The sequence below is a fragment of the Arthrobacter sp. 2RAF22 genome (assembly GCF_052115325.1).
Taxonomy (GTDB): domain Bacteria; phylum Actinomycetota; class Actinomycetes; order Actinomycetales; family Micrococcaceae; genus Arthrobacter.
Genome location: NZ_JBFRGL010000011.1, coordinates 89797 through 115917, shown reverse-complemented (window position 1 = coordinate 115917; position 26121 = coordinate 89797). Strand labels below are relative to the sequence as shown.

22 protein-coding genes and 1 pseudogene are annotated in these 26121 nt (G+C 64.2%); 8 read left to right on the top strand and 15 right to left on the bottom strand.

The annotated features are described in order from the left end of the window. The 6 genes and pseudogenes from AB4068_RS10705 to AB4068_RS10680 all read left to right on the top strand — a co-directional run. Positions 1-220, top strand: a pseudogene (locus AB4068_RS10705) (hypothetical protein); the annotation flags it as partial. A gap of 111 nt (positions 221-331) precedes the next feature. Then, complete coding sequence (locus AB4068_RS10700; RefSeq protein WP_441433358.1) at positions 332-1327, top strand: Gfo/Idh/MocA family oxidoreductase; 996 nt, start codon at positions 332-334, stop codon at positions 1325-1327. Further along, positions 1327-2367, top strand: a complete 1041-nt coding sequence (locus tag AB4068_RS10695) for a Gfo/Idh/MocA family protein (protein ID WP_441433357.1) — start codon at positions 1327-1329, stop codon at positions 2365-2367. The genes AB4068_RS10700 and AB4068_RS10695 overlap by 1 nt, the downstream gene beginning before the upstream one ends. A gap of 35 nt (positions 2368-2402) precedes the next feature. Next, positions 2403-3506 (top strand): Gfo/Idh/MocA family oxidoreductase, encoded by a 1104-nt coding sequence (locus AB4068_RS10690; RefSeq protein ID WP_284989662.1) that lies wholly within the window; start codon positions 2403-2405, stop codon positions 3504-3506. Further along, positions 3506-4324, top strand: a complete 819-nt coding sequence (locus AB4068_RS10685) for a TIM barrel protein (protein WP_441433356.1) — start codon at positions 3506-3508, stop codon at positions 4322-4324. The genes AB4068_RS10690 and AB4068_RS10685 overlap by 1 nt, the downstream gene beginning before the upstream one ends. Then, positions 4321-5361 carry a Gfo/Idh/MocA family oxidoreductase gene (locus AB4068_RS10680; protein WP_059388162.1) on the top strand — a complete coding sequence of 347 codons (1041 nt, stop codon included), beginning with the start codon at positions 4321-4323 and terminating at the stop codon, positions 5359-5361. Before AB4068_RS10685 ends, AB4068_RS10680 begins: the two co-directional genes overlap by 4 nt. A 199-nt stretch (positions 5362-5560) precedes the next feature. On the opposite strand, the gene iolB is transcribed toward AB4068_RS10680, so the two are convergent. From iolB to AB4068_RS10655, 5 genes are all read right to left on the bottom strand, one after another. Continuing rightward, on the bottom strand, positions 5561-6454 hold the full coding sequence (gene iolB, locus AB4068_RS10675) for a 5-deoxy-glucuronate isomerase (RefSeq protein WP_307052800.1): 894 nt from the start codon (positions 6452-6454) through the stop codon (positions 5561-5563). 17 nt (positions 6455-6471) lie between these two features. Then, the gene (locus AB4068_RS10670; protein ID WP_059388160.1) at positions 6472-7212 is read right to left on the bottom strand and encodes a GntR family transcriptional regulator; all 741 of its coding nucleotides are present in this window, start codon (positions 7210-7212) and stop codon (positions 6472-6474) included. Between the two features lie 175 nt (positions 7213-7387). Beyond that, on the bottom strand, positions 7388-7837 hold the full coding sequence (locus AB4068_RS10665) for a hypothetical protein (RefSeq protein ID WP_306962110.1): 450 nt from the start codon (positions 7835-7837) through the stop codon (positions 7388-7390). A gap of 10 nt (positions 7838-7847) precedes the next feature. Further along, a complete protein-coding gene (locus AB4068_RS10660; protein ID WP_216363150.1) occupies positions 7848-8252 on the bottom strand; it encodes a cupredoxin domain-containing protein in 405 nt (134 codons plus the stop codon). A gap of 127 nt (positions 8253-8379) precedes the next feature. Beyond that, positions 8380-9159 (bottom strand): gamma-glutamyl-gamma-aminobutyrate hydrolase family protein, encoded by a 780-nt coding sequence (locus AB4068_RS10655; protein WP_441433355.1) that lies wholly within the window; start codon positions 9157-9159, stop codon positions 8380-8382. Between the two features lie 63 nt (positions 9160-9222). On the opposite strand from AB4068_RS10655, the gene AB4068_RS10650 reads away from it, so the two are divergent. After that, positions 9223-10356: an LOG family protein gene (locus AB4068_RS10650; RefSeq protein ID WP_441433354.1), complete on the top strand. Its 1134-nt coding sequence runs from the start codon at positions 9223-9225 to the stop codon at positions 10354-10356. A gap of 51 nt (positions 10357-10407) precedes the next feature. On the opposite strand, the gene AB4068_RS10645 is transcribed toward AB4068_RS10650, so the two are convergent. The 10 genes from AB4068_RS10645 to AB4068_RS10600 form a co-directional block, all read right to left on the bottom strand. Further along, positions 10408-11235 carry an IclR family transcriptional regulator gene (locus AB4068_RS10645; protein ID WP_059388157.1) on the bottom strand — a complete coding sequence of 276 codons (828 nt, stop codon included), beginning with the start codon at positions 11233-11235 and terminating at the stop codon, positions 10408-10410. 121 nt (positions 11236-11356) lie between these two features. Then, the gene (locus tag AB4068_RS10640; RefSeq protein ID WP_441433353.1) at positions 11357-12613 is read right to left on the bottom strand and encodes an aminopeptidase P family protein; all 1257 of its coding nucleotides are present in this window, start codon (positions 12611-12613) and stop codon (positions 11357-11359) included. Positions 12614-12645: 32 nt separating this feature from the next. Further along, positions 12646-13941: an MFS transporter gene (locus AB4068_RS10635; protein WP_253257232.1), complete on the bottom strand. Its 1296-nt coding sequence runs from the start codon at positions 13939-13941 to the stop codon at positions 12646-12648. 425 nt (positions 13942-14366) lie between these two features. Further along, a complete protein-coding gene (locus AB4068_RS10630; protein WP_307052805.1) occupies positions 14367-15341 on the bottom strand; it encodes an ABC transporter substrate-binding protein in 975 nt (324 codons plus the stop codon). Positions 15342-15379: 38 nt separating this feature from the next. Then, a complete protein-coding gene (locus AB4068_RS10625) occupies positions 15380-17413 on the bottom strand; it encodes an ABC transporter permease (protein ID WP_441433352.1) in 2034 nt (677 codons plus the stop codon). Then, on the bottom strand, positions 17413-18447 hold the full coding sequence (locus AB4068_RS10620; RefSeq protein ID WP_059388152.1) for a quaternary amine ABC transporter ATP-binding protein: 1035 nt from the start codon (positions 18445-18447) through the stop codon (positions 17413-17415). Before AB4068_RS10620 ends, AB4068_RS10625 begins: the two co-directional genes overlap by 1 nt. Then, positions 18444-19964, bottom strand: coding sequence for an aldehyde dehydrogenase family protein (locus AB4068_RS10615; protein WP_284989674.1), 1521 nt, complete (start codon positions 19962-19964; stop codon positions 18444-18446). The genes AB4068_RS10620 and AB4068_RS10615 overlap by 4 nt, the downstream gene beginning before the upstream one ends. Continuing rightward, the gene (gene betA / locus AB4068_RS10610) at positions 19961-21709 is read right to left on the bottom strand and encodes a choline dehydrogenase (protein ID WP_306962123.1); all 1749 of its coding nucleotides are present in this window, start codon (positions 21707-21709) and stop codon (positions 19961-19963) included. The genes AB4068_RS10615 and betA overlap by 4 nt, the downstream gene beginning before the upstream one ends. Positions 21710-21765: 56 nt before the next feature. Continuing rightward, positions 21766-24273 carry a GcvT family protein gene (locus tag AB4068_RS10605; RefSeq protein ID WP_441433351.1) on the bottom strand — a complete coding sequence of 836 codons (2508 nt, stop codon included), beginning with the start codon at positions 24271-24273 and terminating at the stop codon, positions 21766-21768. A gap of 50 nt (positions 24274-24323) precedes the next feature. After that, positions 24324-24674 (bottom strand): bifunctional 3-phenylpropionate/cinnamic acid dioxygenase ferredoxin subunit, encoded by a 351-nt coding sequence (locus AB4068_RS10600; protein WP_306962126.1) that lies wholly within the window; start codon positions 24672-24674, stop codon positions 24324-24326. A 232-nt stretch (positions 24675-24906) separates the two neighbouring features. Between AB4068_RS10600 and AB4068_RS10595 the strand changes: the two genes are divergently transcribed. Beyond that, positions 24907-26103 carry an NAD(P)/FAD-dependent oxidoreductase gene (locus tag AB4068_RS10595; protein WP_441433350.1) on the top strand — a complete coding sequence of 399 codons (1197 nt, stop codon included), beginning with the start codon at positions 24907-24909 and terminating at the stop codon, positions 26101-26103. Positions 26104-26121 lie beyond the last annotated feature (18 nt).

Genomic DNA, 26121 nt, shown 5'->3' with positions numbered 1-26121 from the left:
CATCGGCTACTACGACAAGAAGGACATCACCCTGGACGAACTCACCGCCCAGATGGCCGGCGGCGCGGAACTGGCCGAACTCGCCCACGAACTCGAACAACTCGGCGGACACACCCAAGCCCTCAAGGAAGTCCAAGCCGAAGTCGCCGGGGTATCCGAAGTGACCGACGTCGCGGGCGCAGCTGACAATTCAAGGGAAAGCAGCCCGCGGCACGCTTAGCGCGCGGGGAGACAGCGCGGACGGAGACGGGGGTCCGCCGGAAAACCGGACGGGCCCCCGCTCGCCATGCCACTGCGGGAATGTGCACGAAGTAGTAGACGGGAAGACAGCATGCCGATCCGGATTGGCGTTATTGGCGCCGGTGTCATGGGCGCAGACCACATCAGGAACCTCTCCACCACCATCAGCGGGGCCGAAGTCACCTTCGTGGCAGACCTCGACGCCGGACGTGCGGCAGCTGCGGCGCCGCCATCCGCACGCATCACCACCGACCCCTCCGAGCTGATCAACTCCAGCGACGTTGACGCCGTCGTGGTCGCTTCCCATGACTCCACCCATGCGGGACTGGTGCTGGAATGCTTCGAAGCGATGACCCCGGTATTGTGCGAAAAGCCGTTGGCTCCCACGCTCCTGGAAGGCCGCGAAGCGGTGGAAGCCGAAGCCGACCTCTTGGCCGCAACGGGTGCCCGGCTGCTGTCGATGGGCTTCATGAGGCGCTTCGATCCCGGCTATGTCGCCTTGCGCGAAGCCACCCGGGCACGCACGCAAGGCGAGCCTTTGCAGGTCCACTGCACCAGCCGGACCGTATCCGCGGGACCGGGCGCGAGCTCGGAATCCGCCATCACCAACTCGGCCATCCACGAGCTGGACATCATCCCCTGGCTGTTGGATTCGCCTATCACTGAGGTGTCCTGGCAAGCGGGGCGGAGCTCCCGGTACAGCACCGGTGACCTGCGGGACCCGGCCTTCATGCTCCTACGCGCAGCCGACGGCACCCTGGCAACGCTCGAACTCTTCCTCAACGCCCAGTACGGTTACACCACCCGGTGCGAGGTTGTTTCGGAGTTCGGCACTGCCGCGCTCCCGGAACCGGCCGCCCTCGATGTCCGGCAGGAAGGGAAGCGCAGCTCCGAAATCCCCGCAGACTGGCGTCCACGTTTCGCCGACGCGTACCGCCTGCAACTTCAGGCCTGGATCTCCGCCCTCGAAAAGGGAGAGCCAGCGCCGCTCGCCACGGGTGAGGATGGCCTGCGCGCGTCGCAGCTCGCACAAGCGATGATCCGCTCGCTCCACAGCGACGGAGCCTACACAAAGGTGATCTACTGATGGTTTCATCCGGTCTGCCAGTATCAAGGGTGCCGGATTCGTGCGACGCTCCGGCGTTGCGCTGGGGGATCATGGGTCCGGGGTGGATTGCCGAACGCTTCGCGGAATCGGTGCAGGCCCACTCAACGCAAGTGATCGCCGCCGTCGGCTCCCGCTCCCTGGACCGCTCCAAGGCGTTCGCGGATGCTTTCGGCGTGCCCGCCGCCTATGGAAGCTACGAAGAGCTGGCCGCGGCTCCGGACATAGACATTGTGTACGTGTGCACTCCGCACAACTTCCACCATGCGGCTGCTTTGATGGCCATCGAGGCCGGCAAACACGTCCTGGTCGAGAAACCGATCGGCCTGAATGCCGCGCAGGCACGGGATATCGCCGCGCGGGCCAAGGCAGCCGGCGTTTTCGCCGCCGAGGCTATGTGGAGCTTCTTCCTTCCGAAGTTCGACGTGATCCGGCAAGTGCTCGACGCCGGGACGCTGGGTACCGTAACGACGGTCCTGGCGGAATACGGTGAGCACTTTGAACGAGGCCACCGCATCTTCGATCCCGCTCTGGCTGGCGGGCCATTGCTGGACCTCGGCACCTACCCTCTGGCCCTCATCACCGAAGTCCTCGGCGCCCCGGAACGCTTGAGCGCTTTCGGCGAGCCCCACGAATCGGGTGTCAACGGCCAACTCTCCGCCATCATGCAATTCACGGGCGGGGGCCAGGCCGTGATGAATACGCACTTGCATAATTTCACCCCCACCGCGGCGACGATCGTTGGCTCCGAGGCCACATTGACCATCGACGGCCCCTTCAATATGCCCGGCGGTTTCGAGCTCCGTTTCCCGGACGGCACGCGGCTTCGCCACAACGAGGCTGTGGGCGGGCATGTGGAAGGCTTGCACTTCGAAGCCGCAGCGGTGGCCCGCGCCGTCGCCGCGGGTGAGACGGAAACCCAACAACGGCCCCTGGCCTCCTCCATCCGGACGATGGATGTTGCCGATGAAATCCGCCGCCAAGTGGGCATTGAATTCCAGGGCGAAGGCAATGCCGCCTGAGCAATTGTTGTACTGACTATCGAAAGGACGGGCCCATGGCCTACATCGAACAGCACTCCTCCAGTCTCCCCACGCCTGTGCGGCTTGGACTCATAGGGTCCGGCTGGATGGGAGCGTTTCACGGCGAAAGCATAGCTCGCAGGGTTCCGGGTGCGGTCCTGGCCGCCGTCGCCGATCCCAACGTGGACTCCGCCGCGTCCGTGGCTTCCCAGCTTGGTACGGCGAAGGTCACCCCCGACGCCGCGGACATCCTGGCCGATCCTGACATCGATGCCGTCATCATCGCCAGTCCCGCGCGTTTTCACGCTTCCCTGATCGCCCAGGCCGCGGCCGCCGGCAAGCACGTATTTTGCGAGAAGCCTGCCGCGCAGAGCCTCGAAGAGCTCGACGCCGCCCTCCTCGCCGTCGAAACCGCCGGGGTACATTTCCAGATCGGCTTCAATCGCCGTTACGCCACCGACTTCCAAGCCGCGAAGAAGGACCTGGCCGAAGGAATTGTAGGGGAGCCGCAGCTCTTGCGCTCGTTGACAAGGGATCCGGGTACCGGGAGCATCGGACATGCAGCCAGGATTCCGGCCTGGACGATTTTCCTGGAAACCCTCATCCACGATTTCGACACTCTGAACTGGTTCAACGAAGGCGCCGAACCGGTGGAGGTCTACGCCGTCGCGGACGCACTGGTTGAGCCGAGCCTTCGTGACCAGGGATTCCTGGACACCGCCGTGGTCACCATCCGCTACAGCAATGGCGCCCTGGCGGTGGCGGAAGCCAACTTCAGTGCGCTGTACGGCTATGACGTCAGGGGCGAAGTCTTCGGCTCCAAGGGCATGGTGCAGGCCGGACGGCCCACTGAAACGGCTGCCCTGAGGTACACGGCAGAGGGCCTCTCCGCTGAGACTCCGAGGCTCAACGTGGAACTGTTCCGCGAAGCCTACACCGCTGAGCTCGTGGACTTCGCGGCGGCAGTCCGCGCGCGCCGCGATGGCACGCAACCGCCGTCGGGCGCTTTCACCCTCACCCCGGGAGCCGCGGATGCGCGGCGCGCCCTCGCGGTGGCGCTGGCCTGCATCGAATCGGTCCAGCAAGGCGGACCGGTGGCGGTACCTGCAGTTTCGAGCAACAGCAAGGCCGGTGTCTGATGCGGCTGGCTGTCTGCGCCGAAATGGTCTTCACGGAACTGCCGTTCGCCGAGCGGGTACGTCGGATCCATGAGGCCGGATTCGACGTCGAACTCTGGGATTCGAGGAGCAAGGACATTGCCGCACTCAAGGCGAGCGGTGCGGTCTTTTCCTCCATGACCGGCTACACCTCCGGCAGCCTGGTTGACGCGGACACCGCCGATGATGTGGTGAGGACGGCCGAGACGCTGGTTCCGACCGCTTTGGAACTCGGCGTCAGCCGCATGGTGGTGCACTCGGCGGAGCTGATCGACGGCAAAGCAGCCCGTCCCGCCTACCGGGCCAACGGCAGTATGTGGATCACGGGTGCCCGGACCCTTGAACGCCTTGGCGCGCTCGGGGAAAAGCACGGACTGACGTTTTGCCTCGAAAACCTCAACACCGTGCTGGACCACCCCGGAATTCCGCTCGCACGGGCCAAGGACACTTTGGCGCTCGTGGAGGCGGCCGGACATCCCAACGTGAAGATGATGCTGGACCTGTACCACGCTCAATTGGGGGAGGGGAACCTCATTGAACTGGTGCGTACCGCCTTGCCGCACATCGGCGAGATCCAGGTGGCGGACGTCCCCGGCCGCTGTGAACCCGGCACCGGCGAAATCAATTACCTGGCTGTGGCTCGGGCGCTCGTCGCCGCGGGCTACGAAGGCACCGTCGGCATGGAGGCCTGGGCCAGCGGAGACGACATGGAGGCGCTCGAGGCATTCCGGCGGGCGTTCACGGTTGAGGCCGCGGAATCCCGCAACAGCTCAGCTTTTTCAACGGAGGTAGCACTATGAAGGACGTCGTTCTCGGGCTGGTTGGAGTAGGGCGGATCGGCGTCATGCATGCCAGCAACATCGCGGCCCTCAACGGGGAATTGAATGGACAAGGCATCAACGTGGAGTTGCGGCTCACGGACGTGGCTGAAGACCATGCCCGTCGAGTCGCAGCTGGTCTCGGCGCCGAGTTCCTGCCCTCGGTGGAGGCGTTGATCGCCTCCGGCGTGGATGGGCTGGTGATCGCAACCGGCACGGGTACGCACCCGGAACTAATCCGAGCTGGGGTGGACGCCGGTATCCCGGTGTTCTGCGAGAAGCCTGTAGCCATGAATGTGGCCGATTCGCTGCCTGTCCTGGAACATATCCGTGCCAACGATGGCGTGGTGCAGATCGGCCACCAGCGTCGCTTCGATGCCGGCTACCTTGAAGCCAGGCGTGCGTACCAAGCGGGGGAGCTCGGCTGGATCCACTCACTGCGCGCCGTGACCTGCGACATGGCACCGCCGCCCGTGGAGTTCCTGGCAACGTCCGGCGGGTTGTTCCGCGATTGCTCGGTCCACGACTTCGACATCCTGCGCTGGCTGACCGGCCGCGAGATCGTAGAGGTCTATGCCAAGGGTTCCAACAACGGCGATCCCGCCATCGGAGAAGTGGGCGATGTGGACACCGCCTTAGCTCTGATCACCTTCGACGACGGGACGGTCGGCACAGTCTCGGCAACCCGCTACAACGGTGCAGGGCATGACGTTCGCCTCGAAATCCAAGGCTCCAAGCGTTCCGTCATGGTTGGCCTGGACGACAAGACAGCCATGGAATCAGCCGAGGCCGGGATCGCCTTCCCGTCCGGAGAACCCCACAAGACCTTCGCCGAACGCTTCGACCAGGCCTACCGCTCGGAAATGGCGGCCTTCGTTGAACTGGTCCTGGGCCAACGGGAAAACCCGTGCACCCCCGAGGACGCCGTCGCAGCTTCCCGTGTGGCGGATGCCGCGCAGGAGTCGCTGGCAAGCGGAGTTCCCGTCAGAGTGGCGCTAGTGGGGGCGAAGGCGAGTTAGGCGATTACAGGTCCCAACTAGCTCGCAGTTGTTGTCGTTTTGACGGCCCAGAACGACAACAACTGCTTGGGCCCACGCCGCCAGGGTTCCCTGGCCGTGGGGCCCCGCCGGCGAGGGCCCCAGCCTGAGCTTGCGAAGGTTGGGAGCCGGCGGGGACTTGCGAGGCGAGGGTGGCGGTGGGGATTGGGTGTGCCGCTCCTTAGGCGCCGAACGGCAGGCGGGGGTCGATGTCCTGTCCGTCCCAGCTCTGCCGCACCCACCCGTGGTGGGGGTCGTCGCTGATGAGCCATTCCCGCACAGGTCCCGGGCCGGCCATGACGTTCAGGTAGTACAAGTCGTAGCCGGGAGCGGCCATGGCGGGGCCGTGCCAGCCGTAGGGAACAAGAACGACGTCGCCCGTGCGAACCTCCGCGGCCACATCGATCGGCCGTTCATCTGAGGCGTAGACACGCTGATAGCCGATTGCATCGGCGTCGGCGGGTGCACCCGACCCTTGAGCCACGCGGGTCTCGAAGTAGTAGATTTCCTCAAGCTCCGTTTCGCCGTCCTTTTCCTCGTCATGCTTGTGCGGAGGATAGGAGGACCAGTTGCCTGCGGGCGTCAGCACTTCGCAGACGATGAAACGGTCGGCCTCAAGGGCGGCGGGAGTGCCGAAGTTGTGGACCTGGCGGGAGCAGTTGCCTGCTCCGCGCAGCTCCACAGGGGTTTCGGCCGCGGTCACGAGCCTGGTGGGGTACGACGCATTGGCGGGGGCAGTCGCGACGGCGACTCGGCCACCGTCGGGCGAACTGATGGTGACCGCGGCGTTCGTGCCGGAATACAGGACATCGCTGGGGCCATGGAATACCGACGCCCGCCCCGCGAGGGGATACTCGACGTCGTCGACCGTCACCGTGAAGGCGCCGTTGAGCGGCACAATGATCCGCTCCTCAGCTGCGGCGGGGAGTTCGACGGCGGCGCCCGCGGCGAGCGTGGCCACCTTGAGCCCGGTGTGGGCCCACCCGTCCACAGTCAACGCGGAATCGGAGGTTCCGAGCGAGATGTCCCAATCGCCGTCGTTGGCGGTTCCCAGTGGATAGACCCAGTTGGCCATGAAGTTGTGTCCTTGCGTTAGCGCTGTACGAGTGTCATTTCAAAGCTGTAGGAATCGGCCCGGTACACGTGGTGGCCGGTTTCCACCATGCGTCCGGTGTCGTCGACGGCGGTCCGTTCCATGGTGACCAATGCCGAGCCGACTTCCGCCTCCAAGAGCGGTGCCTGGTAGTCATTGGCGATCATGGCGCCGATCCGCTGCGAAGCGAGCCGGAAATTGACGCCGCCGCGGCGGAGGATGGCGTAGAGGCCTTCTTCCGCGAGCATGGCCTCGTCCATGGTGGCGATGTCGTCGCGGACCCAGTTCTCCATGAGCGCCAGGGGCTTGCCGCCCACTTTGCGCAAGCGCGTGAAGTGGTACACCTTTGAACCGGCCGGAAGCTGGAGGGCAGTCAGCGTCGCAGCGTCGGCCTCCATGTGCGAGAAGCTCAGGACCTGCGTCGTGGGCTTCTTGCCGTTGTTGGTCAGGTCGTCGTAGAGGCTGGAGAGCTCCAGGGGCCGGCGGACCTGGCTCGACACCACCTGTGTGCCGACGCCGCGCTTGCGGACCAACAGGCCCGAGCGGACGAGCTCGTCCATGGCCTTGCGCATGGTGGGCCGGGACAGGTTGAGCTGTGCGGCGAGGTCTATCTCGTTGTCCAAACGGCTTCCGGGCTCGAGCACTCCGCTGTGGATGGCGGCCTCGATGCCCTGGACCACCTGGTGGTACAAGGGCACAGGGGAAGAACGGTCGATAGTGAGGCCAAGTTGATTCGCCATTGCATGCTCCCTCGCATTCCAGGACCGTCCCGGAAGTTGCAAGCATGTCCGTTCATGTTCGCTTGATAGGACATACTGCTTTACTGATGATAGCAGGAGCATTGCGCGGGTCAAGGGTGCTGGAGGCGCGTCTATTGCGCCGTTTCAGGGGTCTTGTTTGGGACATGTCCAGACATCAGGACGAGCGTCTGGCGCTGCTGCGTTGACGGACGTAGCCGACGGCGGCAAGCACGGCGCCCAGTCCCTCGGCGACTGCGCTGAGGGTCTTCTCGAAAAACCATACGGGCTCGTACATGGACGGGAGCGGACCGATGGCAGGTATGTCGACATAGCGGTAGAGGAGGACCGCAATGAAGGCGCTTCCAGCGACGACCACCGCGGCGGCGTAGGCAGGCCGACTGCCGCGGACCAGGACATACAGGGCGACGAGGATTGCGACCGCGCCCTCAAGGCGGAACAGATTGCCTTCACCGATTCCGCCAGGGGCACCCAACTGGTAGCCGGAGGCGAGATCGAAGTGCACCACGGCGTCGACGACCAGGGCCGCCGCCACAAGCAGCCGCAGCAGGATGTCCCTCGGCCTGCGGCTCATCGGCTTGCGGCGGGCCGCTTCACGGGTGCTCATTTTGCTGTGCTCATTTCACGACCAGCGTTCCGTGCATGTTGGAGTGGTACGCGCAGTGGTAGGGGTAGCTGCCCGGTGTGGTGGGCGCCGTGAACTGGACCGTTCCGCCTGCGCCGTCGACGGCGGCGTCGAACGCCTTTCCGTCGTCCGAGGTGACCGTGTGGGCCTGCGTGTCCTCGTTCTTCACGGTGATTTTGGCGCCCGGGCTGACCGAGACAGGTCCTTGATAACCGAAGTCCTTGATGGTGATAGTGAGCGATTGCGAGGTCCCGGACGGCGGAGCAGTCGACGACGCGGCGGAAGGTGGGCTCGACGATGCGCCCTGGTAGCCGGTTCCGGACGCCCCGCAACCGCTCACGGCAATCAGGGCAGCCGCTCCAACGATGACCATCATGGCCTTGGGGTTGCTCCTCATGTTTGGTTCCCCGCTTCTCGTGTCCGGTGGCGCGAAAGTGCTTGCCACATTGATGAGACGAATTCCGGAGCGGTCAGGTTCACGGGCGCGGGAAATTGTTTCCGGCGAGCGGGGGCGTCCCGCTCCATCACCCCACCGGACGCAGCGTCCTGCAGACCTCCACGAACGCCTTGAACGGGGCGAGCCGTTCCTCGTCGGGCAGCTGCGAGGCCTCGGGATGCCATTGCACGGATGCCACCCAGCGCTGCGGATCCTCGAGGGCTTCCACGGTCCCGTCCTCCGCGACCGCCGTCACCACCAAGCCATCGCCTATCCGGGCCACGGCTTGGTGATGTCCCGAAGCAATCCGCACCGAGCCCCGTGCGTTGTAGAGTCCAGCCACTTTGGATTCCGGTGAAAGTTCGACGTCGTGCCACGCCCAGGCGCTGAGCTCGCCTTCCGCCGGGCTGAGGCCGTTGTGCTCGACCGATGAGGGGCGCATGTCCTGGATGAGCGTCCCGCCGTAGACCACGTTGAGGAGCTGGTGGCCGCGGCAGATTCCGAGGGTGGGCAAACCGGCGTCGAGCGATCCACGGGCCACCGCCAAGTCCAAGCGATCCTGGTCAGGGTTGACGTCGTAGCAGGCGTCAGTCGCTTCTTCACCGTAGAGCCGCGGATCCAGGTCTCCGCCGCCGGGCAGCAGGACCCCGTTGAGGGAGCGAAGCTCGGCGGCCAGCGGACCGGCTTCGTCGGTAAAGGAGGCGTCCAGGAGTACAGGCTCCGCACCGGAGTCGCGCACCAGTTCGACGATGAAGTCGAAGAGTTCATTCGCCTCTCCCACGCGGGGATCCGTGCTTTCGGAGCTGCTGAGGCGGACGGGAATGCCGATCCGGGGCCGGACGCTGCTCTGCTGTTCGGAAGTCTGCATGCTCCATGATGCACTGGACGGGAGACTCCTGCGCAACGGGAACCGCGGGCTTACGCTGATGCCATGAATCCGTCGCGCGCACTGACTCCCAGTCCCCGCACGCTCGACATTGAGAGCGTGGCCCATTTCGACCGGCTCCTGAGCTCCGGTGCCGCAACGATGCACGGTTGGCACGCCCAGTCGCTTGACTTACGGGGCCGGCGGGCGGACCTGCAGCGGCTGGATCCCCAAGGCGCCATCTTCCTGGGCTGTACTTTCGACGACGGCGTCGAGGACTCCCTGCGGAGCCGAGGCGCACTCATCTTTCCGAAGCTGCGCGGGGTGCCGTTCAACCCGTACCGGGGCAGCCTCTACAGCGCCGCCGAACTGTACGAGGACATTGACTCCACGGAATACGAAGCCACCTTGGATGCCCAGGTCTACCACTGGAGCATCATGCCGGGGCAACGGACCAGCCTGGACGCCACCCTCGCCGCAGCCCTGCACGACCACGCTATCGGGGACGCCTTGGACGAGCTCCTGGGCAACGGGGATTTCGCGGGGAACAAGATCGTGGGAGTCGTGGGCGGCCACGTCGCGCAACGCGGAACACAGGACTTCGACGACGCGGCGCGCCTGGGCCGGCTCTTGGCCTTGTCCGGCTTCACGGTAGCCACCGGGGGAGGGCCCGGTGCCATGGAAGCCGCCAATTTGGGCGCCTACTTGAGCGGACTGCCCGACGCCGATTTCGCCTCCGCGCTGCAGTCGCTCGCGGCGGTGCCGGGTTTCCGTCCCTCGGTGACGGCGTGGGCGCGGGCGGCGGCCGCCGTCGTCGGGCACCATCCGAGCGGAAGGACGTCGCTGGGCATCCCCACCTGGTTCTACGGACACGAGCCGCCCAACCTCTTCGCCACCCACATCGCCAAGTACTTCGCCAACTCCGTGCGCGAAGCGATCCTGCTGGAGCTATGCAACGGCGGGATCGTGTTCCTTCCGGGCTCAGCCGGCACCGTGCAGGAAATCTTCCAGGACGCGTGCGAGAACTTCTACGGCGCCCCGGGAACCGTCACGCCCATGGTGCTCGTAGGGCGCGATCATTGGGAGCACAAGTATCCCGCGTGGCCCATGTTGCAGAGCCTTGCTGCCGGGAAGGTGATGGAGGGCCGGATCTTCCTGGTGGACAGCGTCGAGGAAGCGCTCGCCGTGGTCGCGGGCTAACTGCTTGGTTATGGCGGTTCGTAACGACAACAAATGCGAGCTACTTGGGAGTTAGTGCGGGGCGCGGCCGCCCAGGCGCGTGGTGACTTTGCGGGCTGCGTCTTGGCATGCCTCGCCGAGGCTGGCGAGCGTGTCCTGCGAGACCCGAAACTTCGGCGCCGGGATCAGGACGGAGGCAACGATGTCTCCGCGGTGGTCAAAGACGGGCGATGCGACGCCGACTTCTTCGATGGACGTTTCGCCGAAATTGAAGGCCCAGCCCCGGGTCACGGACTCCTGCAGCCGAAGAAGGTAGGCCTCGATTGCTTCCTCGTCGAGACCGGGCAATGTAATGGAGCCGCTGCGGAGGAGCTTGCGGACACGGTCGGCGTCTTCGGCGGCGAGGAAGACCTGCACCGAGGAGCTGAGCGCCTCGTTGTAGCGGGCACCCAGCGGAGCGAGGTGCTTGACTTGGTGGCGGCTGGCGATTTGCTCTACGCACATGGATTCGCTCCCGTTCCACACCATGAGCGCGCTCGTCTCGCCTGTCCGTTCGCTCAGCTCACGCAGCACGGGATAGGCCACGCGGCGCTCTTCCAGTTCGGCAAGGAGGGGGCCGGCAAGGGCGATCATCCCCAAGCCGAGCCGGAAGCGGCGGGACTCGGGGTCGCGCTCCACCAGATGTTCTTGTTCGAAGGTTGCCAGGATCCGGGACACGGTGCTCTTGTGCAAGCCGATCCTGCCGGCGATCTCGGTGACTCCCAGCAAGGGTTCTTCGGCGGTGAAGCTGCGGAGCACGGCAATGGCATTCTCGAGTACCGAAGCGCCTTTGGAATCGCCGTTGGCCGGGGTTTCGCTGGTGGTTGCACGCCGTTCTGCACGCGGTTCTGCTGGGGTCATGATGGTCACTATATGGCTCTTTTAATGGGGACATGCCCAGCCTTGGCCGAGAGCAATGAGCATATGAGTCATATGTCCATTGCTCGGACGCAAGGCTGGGCATGTCCACGGGAAGTGGGGGTTAGGCGCCGATGATGTTGTATTCCGGGCCGAACGGGAACTTGGTGATGTTCTCGGCACCGTCTTCACCGACCACCAGGATGTCGTGCTCCCGGTACCCGCCTGCACCCGGCTCGCCATCGAGGACGGTGATCATCGGTTCCATGGAGACCACCATGCCGGGCTCCAGGACCGTGTCGATGTCCTCGCGCAGCTCCAGTCCGGCTTCACGGCCGTAATAGTGCGAGAGGACCCCGAAGGAGTGTCCGTAGCCGAAGGTGCGGTTGGCGAGAAGACCGTGCGAAACATAGATCTCGTTGAGCTCAGCAGCGATGTCCTTGCAGACCGCCCCGGGCTTGATGAGCTCGAGGCCACGCTTGTGGACCTCCACGTTGATGTTCCACAGTTCCAGGGAGCGGGCATCGGGTTCGCCGTAGAACAGGGTGCGCTCCAGGGCCGTGTAGTAGCCCGAGGTCATGGGGAAGCAGTTCAGGGACAGGATGTCGTGTTCCTGGATCTTGCGGGTGGTGGCCCAGTTGTGGGCGCCGTCCGTGTTGATGCCGGACTGGAACCACACCCAGGTGTCGCGGATCTCGGAGTCCGGGAACGTCCGGGCGATCTCGTGCACCATGGCTTCGGTGCCGATCAGGGCAACCTCGTACTCGGTGATTCCTGCCGTGATGGCGTTGCGAATGGCCTCGCCGCCGAGGTCGCCGATCCGGGCGCCGTGCTTGATGACCTCGATCTCTTCGGCCGATTTGATCATGCGCTGGCGCATGGCGGCCTGGGCGACGTCCACTAGCGTCGCCCCGGAGAAGGCGGCCTGGATCTTGTTGCGGTTGTCCAGGGGAAGGGAATCGTCCTCGACACCCAGGCGGCGGACGGTGATCCCGCGGGTTCGCAGCACTTCCTGGATACCGAAGATGTAGTTGTCCCGGCGCCAGTCCGTGTAGACAAGGTTGTCCCCGTAGCTGCGGCGCCACGGCATTCCGGCGTCGATGTTGGCGGTAACGGTGACGGTGTCGTCGGCCGTGACCACCATGGCGTAGGAACGGCCGAAGTAGGTGAACAGGAAGTCGGAGTAGTACTTGATGGAGTGGTAGCTGGTCAGGACAACGGCGTCCAGATCCTTCTCGGCCATGATCCGGCGAAGACCCGCGAGGCGTCGTTCAAACTCTGTGTCGGAGAACGTCAGGGAGACTTTCTCTCCGTTGTTGAGGACCTTGAGGCGCTCCAGCTTGGCGACGTCGCTTACGGCTTCATTCTCGGTGATGGTCATGGGTGGTGTTCCTTTCAATGGGTGGGTTGTTTTCAGTCCTGCTGGAGGGGCTTCTTGGAAGTCTCCACAGCGAAGAGGACCGCGATGAGGGAAATGACGGAGGCTGCTACGAGGTACCAGCCGGGGGCCAGCTGGTTGTGGGTCAGGCCGATGAGGAGTGTTGCCATGAACGGGGCGGTGCCGCCGAACAGGGCGTTGGAGAGATTGAAGCTGACGGCGAAGCCGCTGTAGCGGACCCTCGTGGGGAAGAGCTCGGCAAGGAAGCTGGGCAGGGTGCCGTCGTTGAGGGTGAGCATGGCGCCCAGCAGGATCTGGACCAGGACAATGACCAGGAAATTTCCGGTGTCGAGGAGCATGAACGCCGGAACGGTCAGCACCACGAACAGTACGGAAGCCGTGATGAGCATGCGCTTGCGGCCGAACCTGTCCGAGGCGATACCCGTCAGGAAGATGAATCCGATGTAGCTGAGGAGGGCAATGGTGGTGGCCAGGAACGATTCGGCTGCACCGAAATGAAGCTCCTCGGAAAGGTACGTCGGCATGTAGCTGAGGATCACGTAGAAGCCGACGGCGTTGAGCAGCACCGCGCCCGTCGCGATGATCAGCTGCTTGCGGTACGTCTTGAACATCGCGAAGGCCGGAGCCTTGACCGCGGTGTCCTTCGCGGCCATTTCGCGGAAGGCCGGGGTGTCCTCGAGTTTGGTACGGATGTAGCGGCCAATCAGGCCCATCGGGGCGGCCAGGAGGAAGGGCAATCGCCAGCCCCATTCGCCGAGCTGCTCGGCGCTCAGTACCGAACTGAGAAGTGCCGCCAGAAGGGAACCGAGCAGCAGGCCTGCCGCCGTGCTGGCAGGTACGACGGCGGCATAGAGTCCGCGCCGATTGGCCGGCGCGTACTCCACCAGGAAGGCTGAGGCACCTGCGTATTCGCCGGCCGCCGAAAAGCCCTGGACAACCCGGACGAGCAGCAGGAGGACCGGCGCCATGACGCCGATGGTGTTGTAGCCGGGGATGAGGGCGATGCAGAACGTAGCCACGGACATGAGCACGATCGAGAGGGAGAGTGCTTGTTTGCGTCCGAGGCGGTCACCGATGTGGCCCCAAATGAATCCGCCCAATGGACGGACAAAGAAGGAGACGGCGAAGACGCCAAACGTGGCGAGCAGTGCGGTCTGCCGGTCCGATGCGGGGAAGAAGACGGTCGAGATGATCCCGGCAAGGTAGCCGTAGACGGCGTAGTCGAACCATTCGACGAAATTGCCGATGAAGCTTGCAGTGATGACCCGTCGCCGGGTGTCTTTGCTGACTGTGTGGCTATTGGCTGGCATCGATGTGCCGCCTTGGATGGCTGCTTCGTCGGGAAGGTCGCCGGATCCGCCTTTGGATCCGGCAGGAGCGCTTCCCGGGATGGCTGCCACGGAGGATGTTTCGTTTTTCATGAATCCACCAAGAACTTTTGGGGTTGCATTCAACGCAACGCTGTTGCACCAGAATAGATGTGTTGCGCGTCACCGTCAAGAGTCTTCGGCTGTCGCCCAACTGACTCGCACTTGTTGTCGTTTTGAGGGCGCTAAACGACAACAAGTGCTAGCTCGTTGGGAGGGTGGGTGGGAGCTAGGTGGGGTGGATGGCGCAACCACTGCAACGTGGTTGCATGGAATGGCGCGACGGGGATGAAGCCCCCGGCCGGAAAGGCAAAAAAGAAGCTCCCCGGATCGCAGGATCCGGGGAGCTTCAAAGCAAACGTCAGGGGCTATTTGAGCCAGGCAGCCACCACATCGGGGTGGGCATCCACCCATTTCTTGGCGGCGGCATCCGGCTTCATGCCGCCCTGGATGTCCGTTGCGACCGAGTCCTGGTCGGCGTTGGTCCACGAGAAGGCCTTGAGCAGTTTCGCCGCGGGAGAACCGCTGTCCGCAAACTTCTTGGCCATCACTTTGTTCAGTTTGTAGTCGGGGTAGTCACAGGCCACCTTCTCGGCGTCGGCATCGCAGCCCGGGGTGTAGGCGGGCAGGCTGACCTTCTTGAGGGGGACCTCGGAGAGGAACCATTGCGGTTCGTAGAAGTAGCCAAGCAGCGGTGTCTTGTTCTTTTCGGCCGTACGGAACGACTGGATGAGAGCTGCTTCCGAGCCCGAGAAGACCACTTTGTAGTCGAGGCCAAGGTTCTTGACCAGGGCTTCGTCGTTGGTCACGAAGGCGGGGTCGCCGTCCAGGACCTGGCCTTTGCCGCCTGATTCGGAGGTGGCAAAGAGTGAGGCGTACTTGTTCAAGTTCTTGCTGTCCAGGATGTCCGGGTACTTCTGGACCATCCATGGTGGTACGTACCAGCCGATGTGCCCTTCGTTGCCCGTCGGGCCGGCGTCCACAGCCACTTTTTGGTCCGTGATGTACTGCTTCGTGAGGTCGGCGTGACCCCAGTTCTCGAGGATGACATCGACTTCACCGGAACCAAAGCCCTGCCAGGAGATCTGCTCCGACAGGTCCTTCTGGACTACTGTGCAACCGAGCTTGTTTTGGGCTACGTAGCTGTAGACGGCCGCATTTGCCGTGTAACCGACCCACGCGTTGAGGGCGACATTGACGGTTCCGCAGGGCGTTTCCGAGGAGCCTGCGGCTGCCGCTTGGTTCACGGAAGCGCCTCCGCAGCCAGCTAGCAAGAGGGCTGCGGTAACGGTTCCGGCCAGTACGGGAATTGTTCGTTTCAAAAGCTGTCTGGTTCTACTCATGGTTGGGGTCTCCTTGTTGGGGCGGTGAACGGGGAGGACTAGTGCGCGCTCGATTTTGCTGAGCGGATTTTGCGGACCGGGTCGGCTGCCGCAGCCTGGGTGATGCGGTCCAGCAGGATGCCGAGGAAGACGATGGCCAGGCCGGCGGCGAGGCCCTTGCCGAACAGCGAGCTCTGGACAAAGCCGGCGACGACGTCGTATCCCAGGCCGCCTGCACCGACCAGGGCTCCGACGACTACCATGGCCAAGACGTAGATCAAGCCTTGGTTTGCGGCGAGGGCCAGGGATTTCCTGGCCATGGGGAGCTGGACCTTGGTGATGACCTGCCACGGGGTTGACCCGCTGGATACCGCAGCCTCCATGACGGTCGGGGAGATCGCCGCGATGCCGTCGGCCGTGATCTTGATGGCCACAGGCGCTGCGTAGATAATTCCAGCGACGATGGCCGTGAATCTCGTTGCGCCGAAGAGGCCTAGGAATGGAACCAAGTAGACGAAGGCAGGCATGGTCTGGCCCGCATCCAGCATGGGCCGCATGATCTGGTCCACCTTGTTGGACCTGCCCATCGCCACACCGAAGATGATGCCCAGCACCATGACCACGGCCGTGGCAACAAGGGTGCTGGCCAGGGTGACCATGGCATCGCTCCACAGGCCCAGGTAAATGATCGCGGCCAGGCATGAGGCGGTGACCAGTGCCAGTTTCCAACCGCCAAGTGCGTAAGCCGCCACGAGGACAACCGCGACGAGGAGGTAGAAGGGGGTCTCGGTCAGAAGGGATTGGAACGGGTTGAGGATTCCGTTGGTCAGGGCCTCGCGGAACGACACCGTAAACAGGGAAAGATTTGTCTGCAGCCATGCGCTGGCAGCGCTGACTCCACTGACGATGTCCGGGCCAAAGTTGAGGTTCTTCGGAAAGGCTGCGGCCCAGAGCATCGTCCGGGAAAGCTGGACCATGGCAAGGACAACGGCGAGGCTGGCAGCGAGCAGGATGTACCTGCTTTTCCGCGATATCCGGCGCTTGCGGGCTGCTCCGGGTTCGGCCCGGCGGCTGGCGGCCGTGGTGACCCGGTCCAGCACAATGGCCAGGAGGACGATCGACAGACCTGCGTTGACTGCTGTCCCGACGTCGAGCGACTGCAAGGCACGCACAACCACTTGTCCCAGCCCCGGCGCCGCGATCAGCGCTGCGATGGTGACCATGGACAAAGCAGCCATGGTGCTTTGGTTGATCCCCATCACGATGGTGCGCCGTGCCAGGGGAAGTTGCAGGGTGAGAAGCCGCTGCAACCCTGTGGTGCCCAAGGAATCGGAGGCTTCCCTGGTGTTCTCCGGGATGTTCCGGATTCCGTGTGCCGTCAGTCGGATGAGAGGAGGCACCGCGTAGATCACCGTGGCGATGACGGCGGAGGCAGGGCCGATCAGGAAGATAAGGGCCAAAGGAGCCAGATAGACGAACGTGGGGAGGATTTGCATGAAGTCGAGGACCGGAGTGATCACTTGGGAAACCCGGCCCGAGATCCCGGCCAAGACTCCGAGCGGGATGCCGATCAGCAGGCTGAACAGCACGGCTGTGAGGACGAGGGCGAAGGTGTAAGCCGCTTCCGTAAACAGGCCCTGGAGCCCGAAGAACGTGAATGCGGCCGCCGTCAGCAATCCCACCCGGGCATTGCCGACCGCAAAAGCGATCCAGCTGAGCAGGCCGACAGTTCCCAGCCAGCCGATTTCCGGTAGGCGAAGCCCGGTGGAGCTGGCGGCAAAAGTGCTGGTGAACAGATTTGCGACTGAATCGACGGCGGAACGGAAGGGAGTGAAGACGTACTGGAAAACGGGATTGTCCGCCCGGTTCGATGCGACCCAGGCATTGAATTGGTTGAGCGAACGGTGCAGGTCAGTCAATTCCGACGCCGGCAGCGTGAGGGTCGATGTGCCGTGCAGGAACAAGAAACCGAGGAGCCAGAGGACTCCGGCGGCACCCAGGAGGAAAACTCGGCGACTCAGCCGCTTGCGCGGCGGGCGGAGGGTGTTGGCGCCGGCCTGAACCGGGGCGCGATCACGAACTAGAGTGGACATCACGCCGCAACTTCCGTGCTGCGGATGACCGACAAGATGCTGTCGCGGTCGATCTGGCCCGTGATTTTGCCGGACTCTTCCACGAGCACGGGACACGTCGAGTTCATGACCGTGGGGATGGCGTCGCGGATAATGGTGCCTGCGCTCAGGACGGGAGCATCCCCGGGAGTGCCCAAAGCTACCGGATCGGTGATCCATTTGAGCGTCAGGACATCCGCGCGGGGTACTTCCGAGACGAAGTCGGCTATGTACTTGTCCGCTGGCGAACCGACAAGATCATCGCCGGTGCCGCACTGGACAGTCTCGCCGTTCCGCATGATCAGGATGCGGTCCCCGAGTTTGAGCGCTTCGGATAGGTCGTGGGTAACGAACACCATCGTCTTGCCCATCTCTTTGTGCAGCCGGATGACTTCGGCCTGCATATCGCGCCGGATGAGGGGATCCAGGGCCGAGAACGGCTCGTCGAAGAGGATGGTGTCCGGATCGCCCGCCAAGGCGCGGCCAAGCCCAACACGCTGCTGCATTCCGCCGGAAAGCTGATCGGGGAAATGCTGCTCGTAGCCCTTGAGGCCTACCAGTTCGATGATTTCGCGGGATTTGGCGTAACGCTCGTTTTTCGACGCCCCGCGGATCTGCAAGCCGTAGGACACGTTGTCCAGCACGGTGCGGTGCGGTAGGAGGCCGAAGTGCTGGAAGACCATGGACATCTTCCTCCGGCGCAGTTCCCGAAGTTCGGTGGTTCCCGCATCCAACACGTCTTTTCCGTCCACCAGGACGCTTCCCGACGTCGGTTCGATCAGCCGGGTGAGGCATCGGATCAGGGTGGATTTTCCTGATCCGGAGAGGCCCATGACGACGAACACCTCGCCCTTGGCGACGTCGAAGTTCATGTCCCGCACGGCAGCATTGCAGCCGGTGCGTTCAAGCAATTCGCCGGAGCTCAAGCTCGACAGCTCGGGATTCTTGGGGATCTTTTCACCTCCGGGTCCGAAGACCTTCCAGAGGTTGCGCACTGATATGTCAGGACTGCTCATTGCTGTACTCCTGCCTGTGACGGCTCGAACCAATGGCTGGGCCCGGGGCTGATGTTTTGCCAGATGTGCTTTGTTTCTCGGTATTCGGCCAAGCCCGCGAGCCCCAATTCGCGGCCGTTGCCTGATTGTCCGAAGCCGCCCCATTCGGCTTGCGGAACGTATGGGTGGTAGTCGTTGATCCAGACCGTCCCGTGGCGCAGCGCTTCGGAGACCCGCTGGGCCTTCGAGGCGTCTGCCGTCCACACGGCGCCGGCCAGTCCGTAGACGGTATCGTTGGCCAGCCGGACGGCCTCTTCCTCGGTGGTGAATGTTTCCACCGTCATGACGGGGCCAAAGGATTCCTCCTGGACCACGCGCATCGAGGTCTTGCACCCGTCCAATACGGTGGGCGGGTAGAAACTGCCACGCCCCAGTTCCGGGGTGTCCGGAATGAAGCCTCCGCACAGCAACCGGGCGCCCTCCGCAACCCCGGCCTGCACGTAGGCGTGGACCTTGTCCCGGTGGGCCGTGGAGATCAGCGGGCCGGTCTGGGCCTCCTGGTCGAAGGGGCCGCCCAGCCGGATCTGGCGTGCACGGCGAACCACCTCGGCCACGAACTCTTCGTGAATGGACTCTTCGACAATGAGCCGCGCCCCGGCCGAGCAAACTTGGCCGGAGTTCAGGAAGACAGCCGTCAGGGCGTTGTCGATGGCGGCCTCACGGTCAGCGTCGGCAAAGACCACATTCGGGTTCTTGCCGCCGAGTTCGAGGGCCACGCGCTTGACCGTCTCCGCCGCGGCCACCATGATCCGCTTGCCGGTCTCCAGTCCGCCCGTGAACGAGACCAGATCGACCCGCGGATCCGAGCTGAGCACAGCCCCCACTTCCGGTCCCGTTCCCGTCACGAGGTTCGCGACGCCGTCGGGCACGCCGGCTTCGCGCAGCGTGTCCATGAGCAGGATCGACGTCGAAGGCGTCAGCTCACTGGGCTTGAGGACAAAGGTGTTCCCGGCGAGCAGTGCCGGCGCAACCTTCCATGAAGCCTGCAGAAGCGGATAGTTCCACGGCGTGATGAGGCCGCAGACGCCCACGGGTGCATGGACGACCCGGCTGATGGCGCCGGGCCGGCCGGTATCGATCACGCGGCCTGCGTCCGTGCCTGCCACGCTGCCGTAGTAACGGAAGCAGGCGATGACGTCGTCGATGTCGTATTCGGCTTCGACCAGTCGCTTGCCGGTGTCGAGGGCTTCGGCCGCGGCGTAGCCGGCTTTGTCCCGCTGGAGCAGCCCGGCCACGCGGAGCAGGATCGCGCCGCGTTCCAGTTCCGGAGTGCCCGGCCAGCCGCCGTCGTCGAACGCCTTCCGGGCACTCGCCACCGCTGCCTCGGCGTCGGCCGAGGTGCATTCCGCGACGTCGGCAACGTGCGTTCCGTCCGCCGGGCAGTTGATGCTGCGGATTCCTCCGGCGGACTGCCGCCAGCCGCCGTCAACGTAGCTGCCGCGCACCGTGTGGGTCTGGGAAAGTTGTGGGCTGTTCATGCCGCTCCTTGGTTCCTCGCGGGAGTGACCTGGGGCCGGCTGTCCAGGCCTTCCAGGCTGTCCGGAACCGGGCTGCTGCCGTGCCGGTAGAACTCGGCGGCGATCGGAGCGAGGGGTTCGCGGCCCTGGATCAGGTCAGCGGCTTTCTCGGCCAGCATCATGACCGGCGCGTAGATGTTGCCGTTGGTCACGTAGGGCATTGCCGAAGCGTCAGCCACCCGCAGGCCCGAGGTGCCGTGCACCCTCATGCTGAGCGGGTCCACCACGGACATCGGATCGGTGGCCGGGCCCATCTTGGCCGTGCAGGACGGGTGCAGCGCGGTTTCTGCGTCGCGGGCTACCCAGTCGAGGATTTCCTCGTCCGTCTGGACGGTTGGACCGGGGGAGAGCTCCCCGCCATCGAAAGGCGCCATGGCCGACTGCTCGAGGATCTGCCGGGAAATCCGGATGGCTTCGACCCACTCGCGCCGGTCCTGCTCCGTGGAAAGGTAGTTGAATTTCATGGACGGGTGGACGGTGGGGTCCGTGGAGGTGATCTTCAGGCTGCCGCGCGCATCGGAGTACATGGGCCCGATGTGCACTTGGTAGCCATGCTTGGCATCGGCCTTCTGGCCGTCGTAGCGGACGGCCACCGGCAGGAAGTGGAACATGAGGTTGGGGTAGGCCACGTCCTCGTTGGAGCGCACAAAGCCGCCGCCCTCGAAGTGGTTGGTGGCAGCAGGTCCCTTGCGCCCGAACAGCCACTGCAGGCCGATCCACGGGTAGCGCCACAGGCTCAGGCTGGGTTGCATGGACACCGGCTGGGTGCAGGCGTGCTGGATGTAGACCTCCAGGTGGTCCTGCAGGTTTTCGCCGACGCCGGGCAGGTCAACTACGGGTTTGATGCCGAGGGACGTGAGGTGCGTGGAGTCCCCGACGCCGGACAACTGCAGGAGCTGCGGGGTGTTGATGGCCCCTCCGCACAGGACTACTTCCTGGGCATCCACGCTGTGCTGCTTGCCGTTGCGTCGATAGCTCACGCCCGTGGCCCTGACATCGGACGTTCCAATGCCGTCGAAGTTGATTTTCGAGACGAGTGCCCGGGTCCTGACCGTGAGGTTGGGCCGGTCGAGGTGCGGCCGCAAGTAAGCCCGGGAGGCCGAGAGCCGCTGGCCCTTGTGCACATTGCGGTCGAAGGGACCGAAGCCCTCCTGCCGGTACCCGTTGACATCGTTGGTCCGTGCGAATCCGGCTTGTTGGGCCGCGCGGAAGAAGGCTTGGAAGAGGGGATTGCGCGCCGGACCGCGTTCAAGGACCAGCGGTCCGTCGTGTCCGCGCAGTTCATCGTCGGGTTCCGCGGCCAGCGCGGTCTCCATGCGGTTGAAGTAGGGGAGGCAGTGAGCGAAGTCCCAGGTCTCCATCCCGGCGTCGGCTCCCCAGCGTTCGTAGTCCAAGGGGTTGCCGCGCTGGAAGATCATCCCGTTGATGGAACTGGAGCCGCCCAGGACCTTGCCGCGGGTGTGGGCGATCCGGCGTCCGTGCATGTGCGGCTCAGGGTCGGACTGGTAGCGCCAGTCATAGAACCTGTTCCCGCTGGGGAAGGTGAGCGCCGCGGGCATCTGGATGAACAGGTCCCAGGGGTAGTCGCTGCGGCCGGCCTCCAGGACCAGGACGGTCTTGGTGCGGTCTGCGCTGAGCCTGTCCGCCAGCACCGATCCGGCGCTGCCCCCACCCACAATGACGTAGTCAAACTTTTCGTTGGCCATTAGTTGAACTCCTTTGAAGTGATCCCCATTGCTGTGTCGAGTAGCCAGGAGGGGCGTCAGCCCCGTAGCTTTTCCATGGTTGGATCCACGAGGGGATCGGCAGAGATGGTGGCCGGGATCCGCTTCCCGAAGTATTCGATCTCGACGGTGTCACCCTCGCCCGCTTCGGCGGGCAGCCAAGCGTAGGCGATGGGCTTTCGGACGGTGTAGCCGTAGGCGGCGCTTGTGACGTAGCCGGCGGGCTCTCCCTTGAAATACACAGGTTCCTTGCCCAACACAACGGACGTGCCGTCGTCGACCGTCAGGCAACGCAAGCGGCGGTTGATGGGCAGTTCGCGGCGGGCTTTGAGGGCCTCGGCACCGATGTATCCTTCCTTGTCCTTGCCGACGGAGAAGCCAAGGCCCGCTTGGAAGGGCTCGTGCTCGGGGGTCATGTCGGTGCCCCACAGCCGGTAGCCCTTCTCGAGGCGGAGGCTGTTGAACGCGCCGCGGCCGGCCGCGATGATGCCCTGCTCCTGGCCGGCCTCGAACAAAAGGTCCCAGAGCTTTTGGCCGTTTTCCGCCGTCGTGTACAGCTCCCAGCCCAACTCGCCGACGTAGGACAGGCGCATCGCGAGGACAGGGATCCCGCCGATCCGGACTTTCTTGGTGCGGAAGTACTTCAATCCGTCGTTGCTGAAATCGTCGTCGCTCACCTTGGCCATGACCTCGCGGGCGAGCGGCCCCCAAAGCCCCACGCAGCACGTGGAACCCGTGATGTCCCTGACCTGGACCCACTGGGTGACGTCCCCAGCGGTCTGTTTGCGGGCTTCGGTGGTGAGGTAGGCGAAGTCGATGTTGCCGTTCGCGCCTACCTGGAACGTGGTTTCGTCGAGGCGGGCCACCGTAATGTCGCTGCGGATGCCGCCGTCGCCGTTGAGGAGTAGGCAGTACGTCACCGCACCCGGCTTCTTGTCGACCTTCCCGGCGCTGAGGCGCTGCAAGAGGGCTTCGGCGCCAGGGCCGGAAACCTCCAGCCGCTTGAGCGGCGTCATGTCATAGAGCGCGACGGCGGTGCGCGTCTTCCACGCTTCGGCAGCGGAAATGGGGGAGTGGAACATTGCGGCCCACGGTTCGCGTTCAGGTGCGCGCCATTCTTCCGGGAGGATCTCCAGCAAGCCGCGGTTTGCCTCGAACCAGTGCGGGCGCTCCCAACCCTGGGCTTCGAGGAAGAACGCCCCGAGCTCCTTCTGCCGGGCATTGAATGGGCTCACGCGCAGTTCGCGGGGCGAGACGCGTGGCTGCAGCGGGTGCAGGACATCGTAGATCTCTACGAAGTTCTGCTGGGAGGTTTCGCTGACGTAGCTCTCCGCGGTCTGGATCTCTTCGAAGCGGGAGACTTCGCATTCGTGGAGCGGAATCCGGGATTGGCCCTCGATCAAGAGCTCGGCCACTGCCCTGGCCACGCCGGCGGAGTGCGTCACCCACACGGCCTCGGCAACGAAGAACCCCTCAACCTCCTTGGACTCGCCCACCAAGGGACCGCCGTCGGGGGTGAAGGAGAAGATGCCGTTGAAGCCATTTGCAATCCCCGCGCCGGCAAGTGCCGGAAGGAGTTCCTTGGAGTCCTCCCAACTCGGCAGGAAGTCCTCTTCGGTGAACGCCAGGCGGGATGGCATGCGGTGCTCGGACATGTCCGCCGCGGCAACCTCGGGGAGCTCCCGGAGGTCCACGGGCATGGGCTTGTGGGCGTAGGAACCAATGCCCATCCGGTCCCCGTGCTCGCGGTAATAGAGGTCTTTGTCCTGGTGGCGAAGGATGGGCATCCACGCGCCGTTGGCGGGATCAAGCAGCCGCGAGGCATCGTTCCGGCCCACGAGCTCCGGTACGGAGGTGGTCTTGACGTATTGGTGGGCCAGCGGGAGGAGTGGCACGGACATGCCCACCATGGCGCCGATCTTGGGTCCCCAGAACCCGGCGCAGGAAACAACGATGTCCGCAGGGATCACACCGTCGGGCGTTTCGACTCCCGTGACTTTGCCGCCTGTCTGTTCAATGCCGGTGACGGGAGTGGAACCGCGGAACGTGACGCCTGCGGCGCTCGCCTTGGCGATGAGCAGGCCGACGGCGCGGGCTGCGGAGGCCAGGCCGTCGGAGGGGACGTAGAGTCCGCCGAGTACTTTCTCCTGGTTGAGCAGCGGGTAGTGCTTGGCGCACTCGTCCGGATCGATGAGCCGGCCTTCCACACCCCACGACGCCGCGTAGCCCAGCTTGCGCTTGAGGTCCTCCAGGCGCCCTGGCGTGGTGGCGACCTCGAGGCCGCCCACCTGGTTGAAGCAGGAGACGCCGGAATCGCTGAGGGAGAGCAGCTTGTCCGCGGTGTAGGAAGCGAATTCGGTCATGGCCTTGGAGGCGTTGGTCTGGAACACGAGGCCGGGGGCGTGCGAGGTTGAGCCACCCGCCAACGTCAACGGGCCCTGCTCGACCACGGTGATGTTGGTCCAGCCGCGGGTGGACAGCTCATCCGCAAGATTGGCGCCGACGATGCCGGCTCCGATAATGACGACGCGGGGTGATGTGGACATGCGTGTTGCTCCTGAGGTAAGTCGTATCGAAGTTTGGGGCTCGCCGGAAGCTAGACGTGGCCGTCGACGGTCAACCCGGGCGGCAGGTTGGGCTCGTCCTCGGATTCCTTGACCATGATCTGGCCGTCCACTACCAGGACTTCGTGGACCCTGACGGGCAGTTTGGCGGGAGGCGCATCGGCGGCTCCCGTGCGGAGATTGAACTTTGAAGCATGGAGGGGGCACTCCACCCAGCAGTCCTCCACCCAGCCGTCGGCGAGTGAGGCGTCTTGGTGCGTGCAGGTGTCGTCGAGGGCAAAGAGTTCGCCGTCTTCGGTGTGGAATACGGCAATCGGCGGAGACGTCTCGAGTCGAATCGCGTCCCCCGGAGCCAACGAGCTAAGCGGACAAGCACTGTGCATCTCACGAACCTCTTTCACCGGATTGGTCGAAAACCTGGGGGCGGTTGTCTCATGATCAACGAAGATCACAATACGCAACAGAGTGATGGACCTCACAGGGGCTTGTCAAGAGGTGGAAATTACTGCGCAGATTGCTTGACAGGCGATGTGAAGGCCGTCACACTGTTTCGCATAACGAAGTTCGTTGCGTAATGCGCAATAAAATTTCGAACGGCTCAACGAGGAGGAAGCCATGGAGACATTGGCGATCGTGGGCGCTTCATTGGCTGGACTTTCCGCCGCCCGCGCTGCCCGCGCGCAGGGTTTTTGTGGCCGGCTGATCATCATTGGAGATGAGCAGCAGCGGCCCTATGACCGTCCGCCCCTGTCCAAGGAGTTCCTGGCAGGAAAGATCGGCATCAAGCACTTGATGTTGGAAGCGGAAGAGGGGGGAATGGCGGATCCCCTGCAGGCTGAATGGATGTTGGGCTCGCCTGCGAAGAGCTTTGACGCGGCCAGCAGGACCATCACCCTAGGCAACGGACGCACGGTGGTGGCCGACGGCGTCGTGATCGCCACCGGAGCTTCGGCCCGCACCCTGCCCGAACTTGCGGGCCTATCCAACGTCTTTACTCTGCGGACTCTCGAGGATGCGCAGGACCTGGCTCCGGAACTCGTTCCGGGCGGCCGCCTGTTGGTGGTTGGCGCAGGCTTCATCGGCGCGGAAGTGGCGTCAACGGCCAAGGGCCTGGGAATGGACGTGACCATTATCTGCAAGAGCCCGATCCCGCTAAGCGCTCCGATCGGTCCGGAGATGGCTGGCGTCATGGCCACGCTCCATGGGATCAATGGAGTGGAACTGATTTGTGACACGGGAATCGACTCGTATTACAGCTACGAAGGAAATGTGACCGGCGTCCGGCTCAGCGATGGACAGTACCGTTCCGCCGACGTCGTACTTCTCGGAATCGGTGCGGTCCCCAACGTCGGGTGGCTGGCCGGTTCGGGGCTGGCGATCGACGACGGCGTCACGTGCGATTCGATGGGACGGACAAACGTCCCCGGCGTGGTCGCCGTGGGAGACTGCGCGGCCTGGTACGACGAACGCAGCGGGCAGCACCATCGCGTGGAGCATTGGAGCGGCGCCCAGGAACGTGCCGCCCTTGCCGTGACAGGGCTCTTGGATCACTCAGCAGCACCCCAACCGCTCAACCTGCCGTACTTCTGGTCGGACCAGTACGGAGTAACGCTCCAGTTCGCCGGCCATGCGCGGGACGCGGAGCGCGTCGAAATTGAGGCAGGGCAGCTCGAGAACCACAGCTTCCTGGCCGTGTATTACCGGGGCGAGGAACCGGTGGGCGTACTAGGTGTGAACCAGCCGCGACTGTTCACCCGTTGGCGCCGGCAACTCAACGCCCGCAATGCCCCGCCCGTCCTGGCAACCCCTTAGTCCTCTCGAGCGCCAACC

Bases quoted from the DNA above. Each gene is read 5' to 3' on its own strand.
- AB4068_RS10700 (WP_441433358.1), top strand. From the start codon at position 332: ATGCCGATCCGGATTGGCGTTATTGGCGCCGGTGTCATGGGCGCAGAC.
- AB4068_RS10695 (WP_441433357.1), top strand. From the start codon at position 1,327: ATGGTTTCATCCGGTCTGCCAGTATCAAGGGTGCCGGATTCGTGCGAC.
- AB4068_RS10690 (WP_284989662.1), top strand. From the start codon at position 2,403: ATGGCCTACATCGAACAGCACTCCTCCAGTCTCCCCACGCCTGTGCGG.
- AB4068_RS10685 (WP_441433356.1), top strand. From the start codon at position 3,506: ATGCGGCTGGCTGTCTGCGCCGAAATGGTCTTCACGGAACTGCCGTTC.
- AB4068_RS10680 (WP_059388162.1), top strand. From the start codon at position 4,321: ATGAAGGACGTCGTTCTCGGGCTGGTTGGAGTAGGGCGGATCGGCGTC.
- iolB (WP_307052800.1), bottom strand. From the start codon at position 6,454: ATGGCCAACTGGGTCTATCCACTGGGAACCGCCAACGACGGCGATTGG.
- AB4068_RS10670 (WP_059388160.1), bottom strand. From the start codon at position 7,212: ATGGCGAATCAACTTGGCCTCACTATCGACCGTTCTTCCCCTGTGCCC.
- AB4068_RS10665 (WP_306962110.1), bottom strand. From the start codon at position 7,837: ATGAGCACCCGTGAAGCGGCCCGCCGCAAGCCGATGAGCCGCAGGCCG.
- AB4068_RS10660 (WP_216363150.1), bottom strand. From the start codon at position 8,252: ATGAGGAGCAACCCCAAGGCCATGATGGTCATCGTTGGAGCGGCTGCC.
- AB4068_RS10655 (WP_441433355.1), bottom strand. From the start codon at position 9,159: ATGCAGACTTCCGAACAGCAGAGCAGCGTCCGGCCCCGGATCGGCATT.
- AB4068_RS10650 (WP_441433354.1), top strand. From the start codon at position 9,223: ATGAATCCGTCGCGCGCACTGACTCCCAGTCCCCGCACGCTCGACATT.
- AB4068_RS10645 (WP_059388157.1), bottom strand. From the start codon at position 11,235: ATGACCCCAGCAGAACCGCGTGCAGAACGGCGTGCAACCACCAGCGAA.
- AB4068_RS10640 (WP_441433353.1), bottom strand. From the start codon at position 12,613: ATGACCATCACCGAGAATGAAGCCGTAAGCGACGTCGCCAAGCTGGAG.
- AB4068_RS10635 (WP_253257232.1), bottom strand. From the start codon at position 13,941: ATGCCAGCCAATAGCCACACAGTCAGCAAAGACACCCGGCGACGGGTC.
- AB4068_RS10630 (WP_307052805.1), bottom strand. From the start codon at position 15,341: ATGAGTAGAACCAGACAGCTTTTGAAACGAACAATTCCCGTACTGGCC.
- AB4068_RS10625 (WP_441433352.1), bottom strand. From the start codon at position 17,413: ATGTCCACTCTAGTTCGTGATCGCGCCCCGGTTCAGGCCGGCGCCAAC.
- AB4068_RS10620 (WP_059388152.1), bottom strand. From the start codon at position 18,447: ATGAGCAGTCCTGACATATCAGTGCGCAACCTCTGGAAGGTCTTCGGA.
- AB4068_RS10615 (WP_284989674.1), bottom strand. From the start codon at position 19,964: ATGAACAGCCCACAACTTTCCCAGACCCACACGGTGCGCGGCAGCTAC.
- betA (WP_306962123.1), bottom strand. From the start codon at position 21,709: ATGGCCAACGAAAAGTTTGACTACGTCATTGTGGGTGGGGGCAGCGCC.
- AB4068_RS10605 (WP_441433351.1), bottom strand. From the start codon at position 24,273: ATGTCCACATCACCCCGCGTCGTCATTATCGGAGCCGGCATCGTCGGC.
- AB4068_RS10600 (WP_306962126.1), bottom strand. From the start codon at position 24,674: ATGCACAGTGCTTGTCCGCTTAGCTCGTTGGCTCCGGGGGACGCGATT.
- AB4068_RS10595 (WP_441433350.1), top strand. From the start codon at position 24,907: ATGGAGACATTGGCGATCGTGGGCGCTTCATTGGCTGGACTTTCCGCC.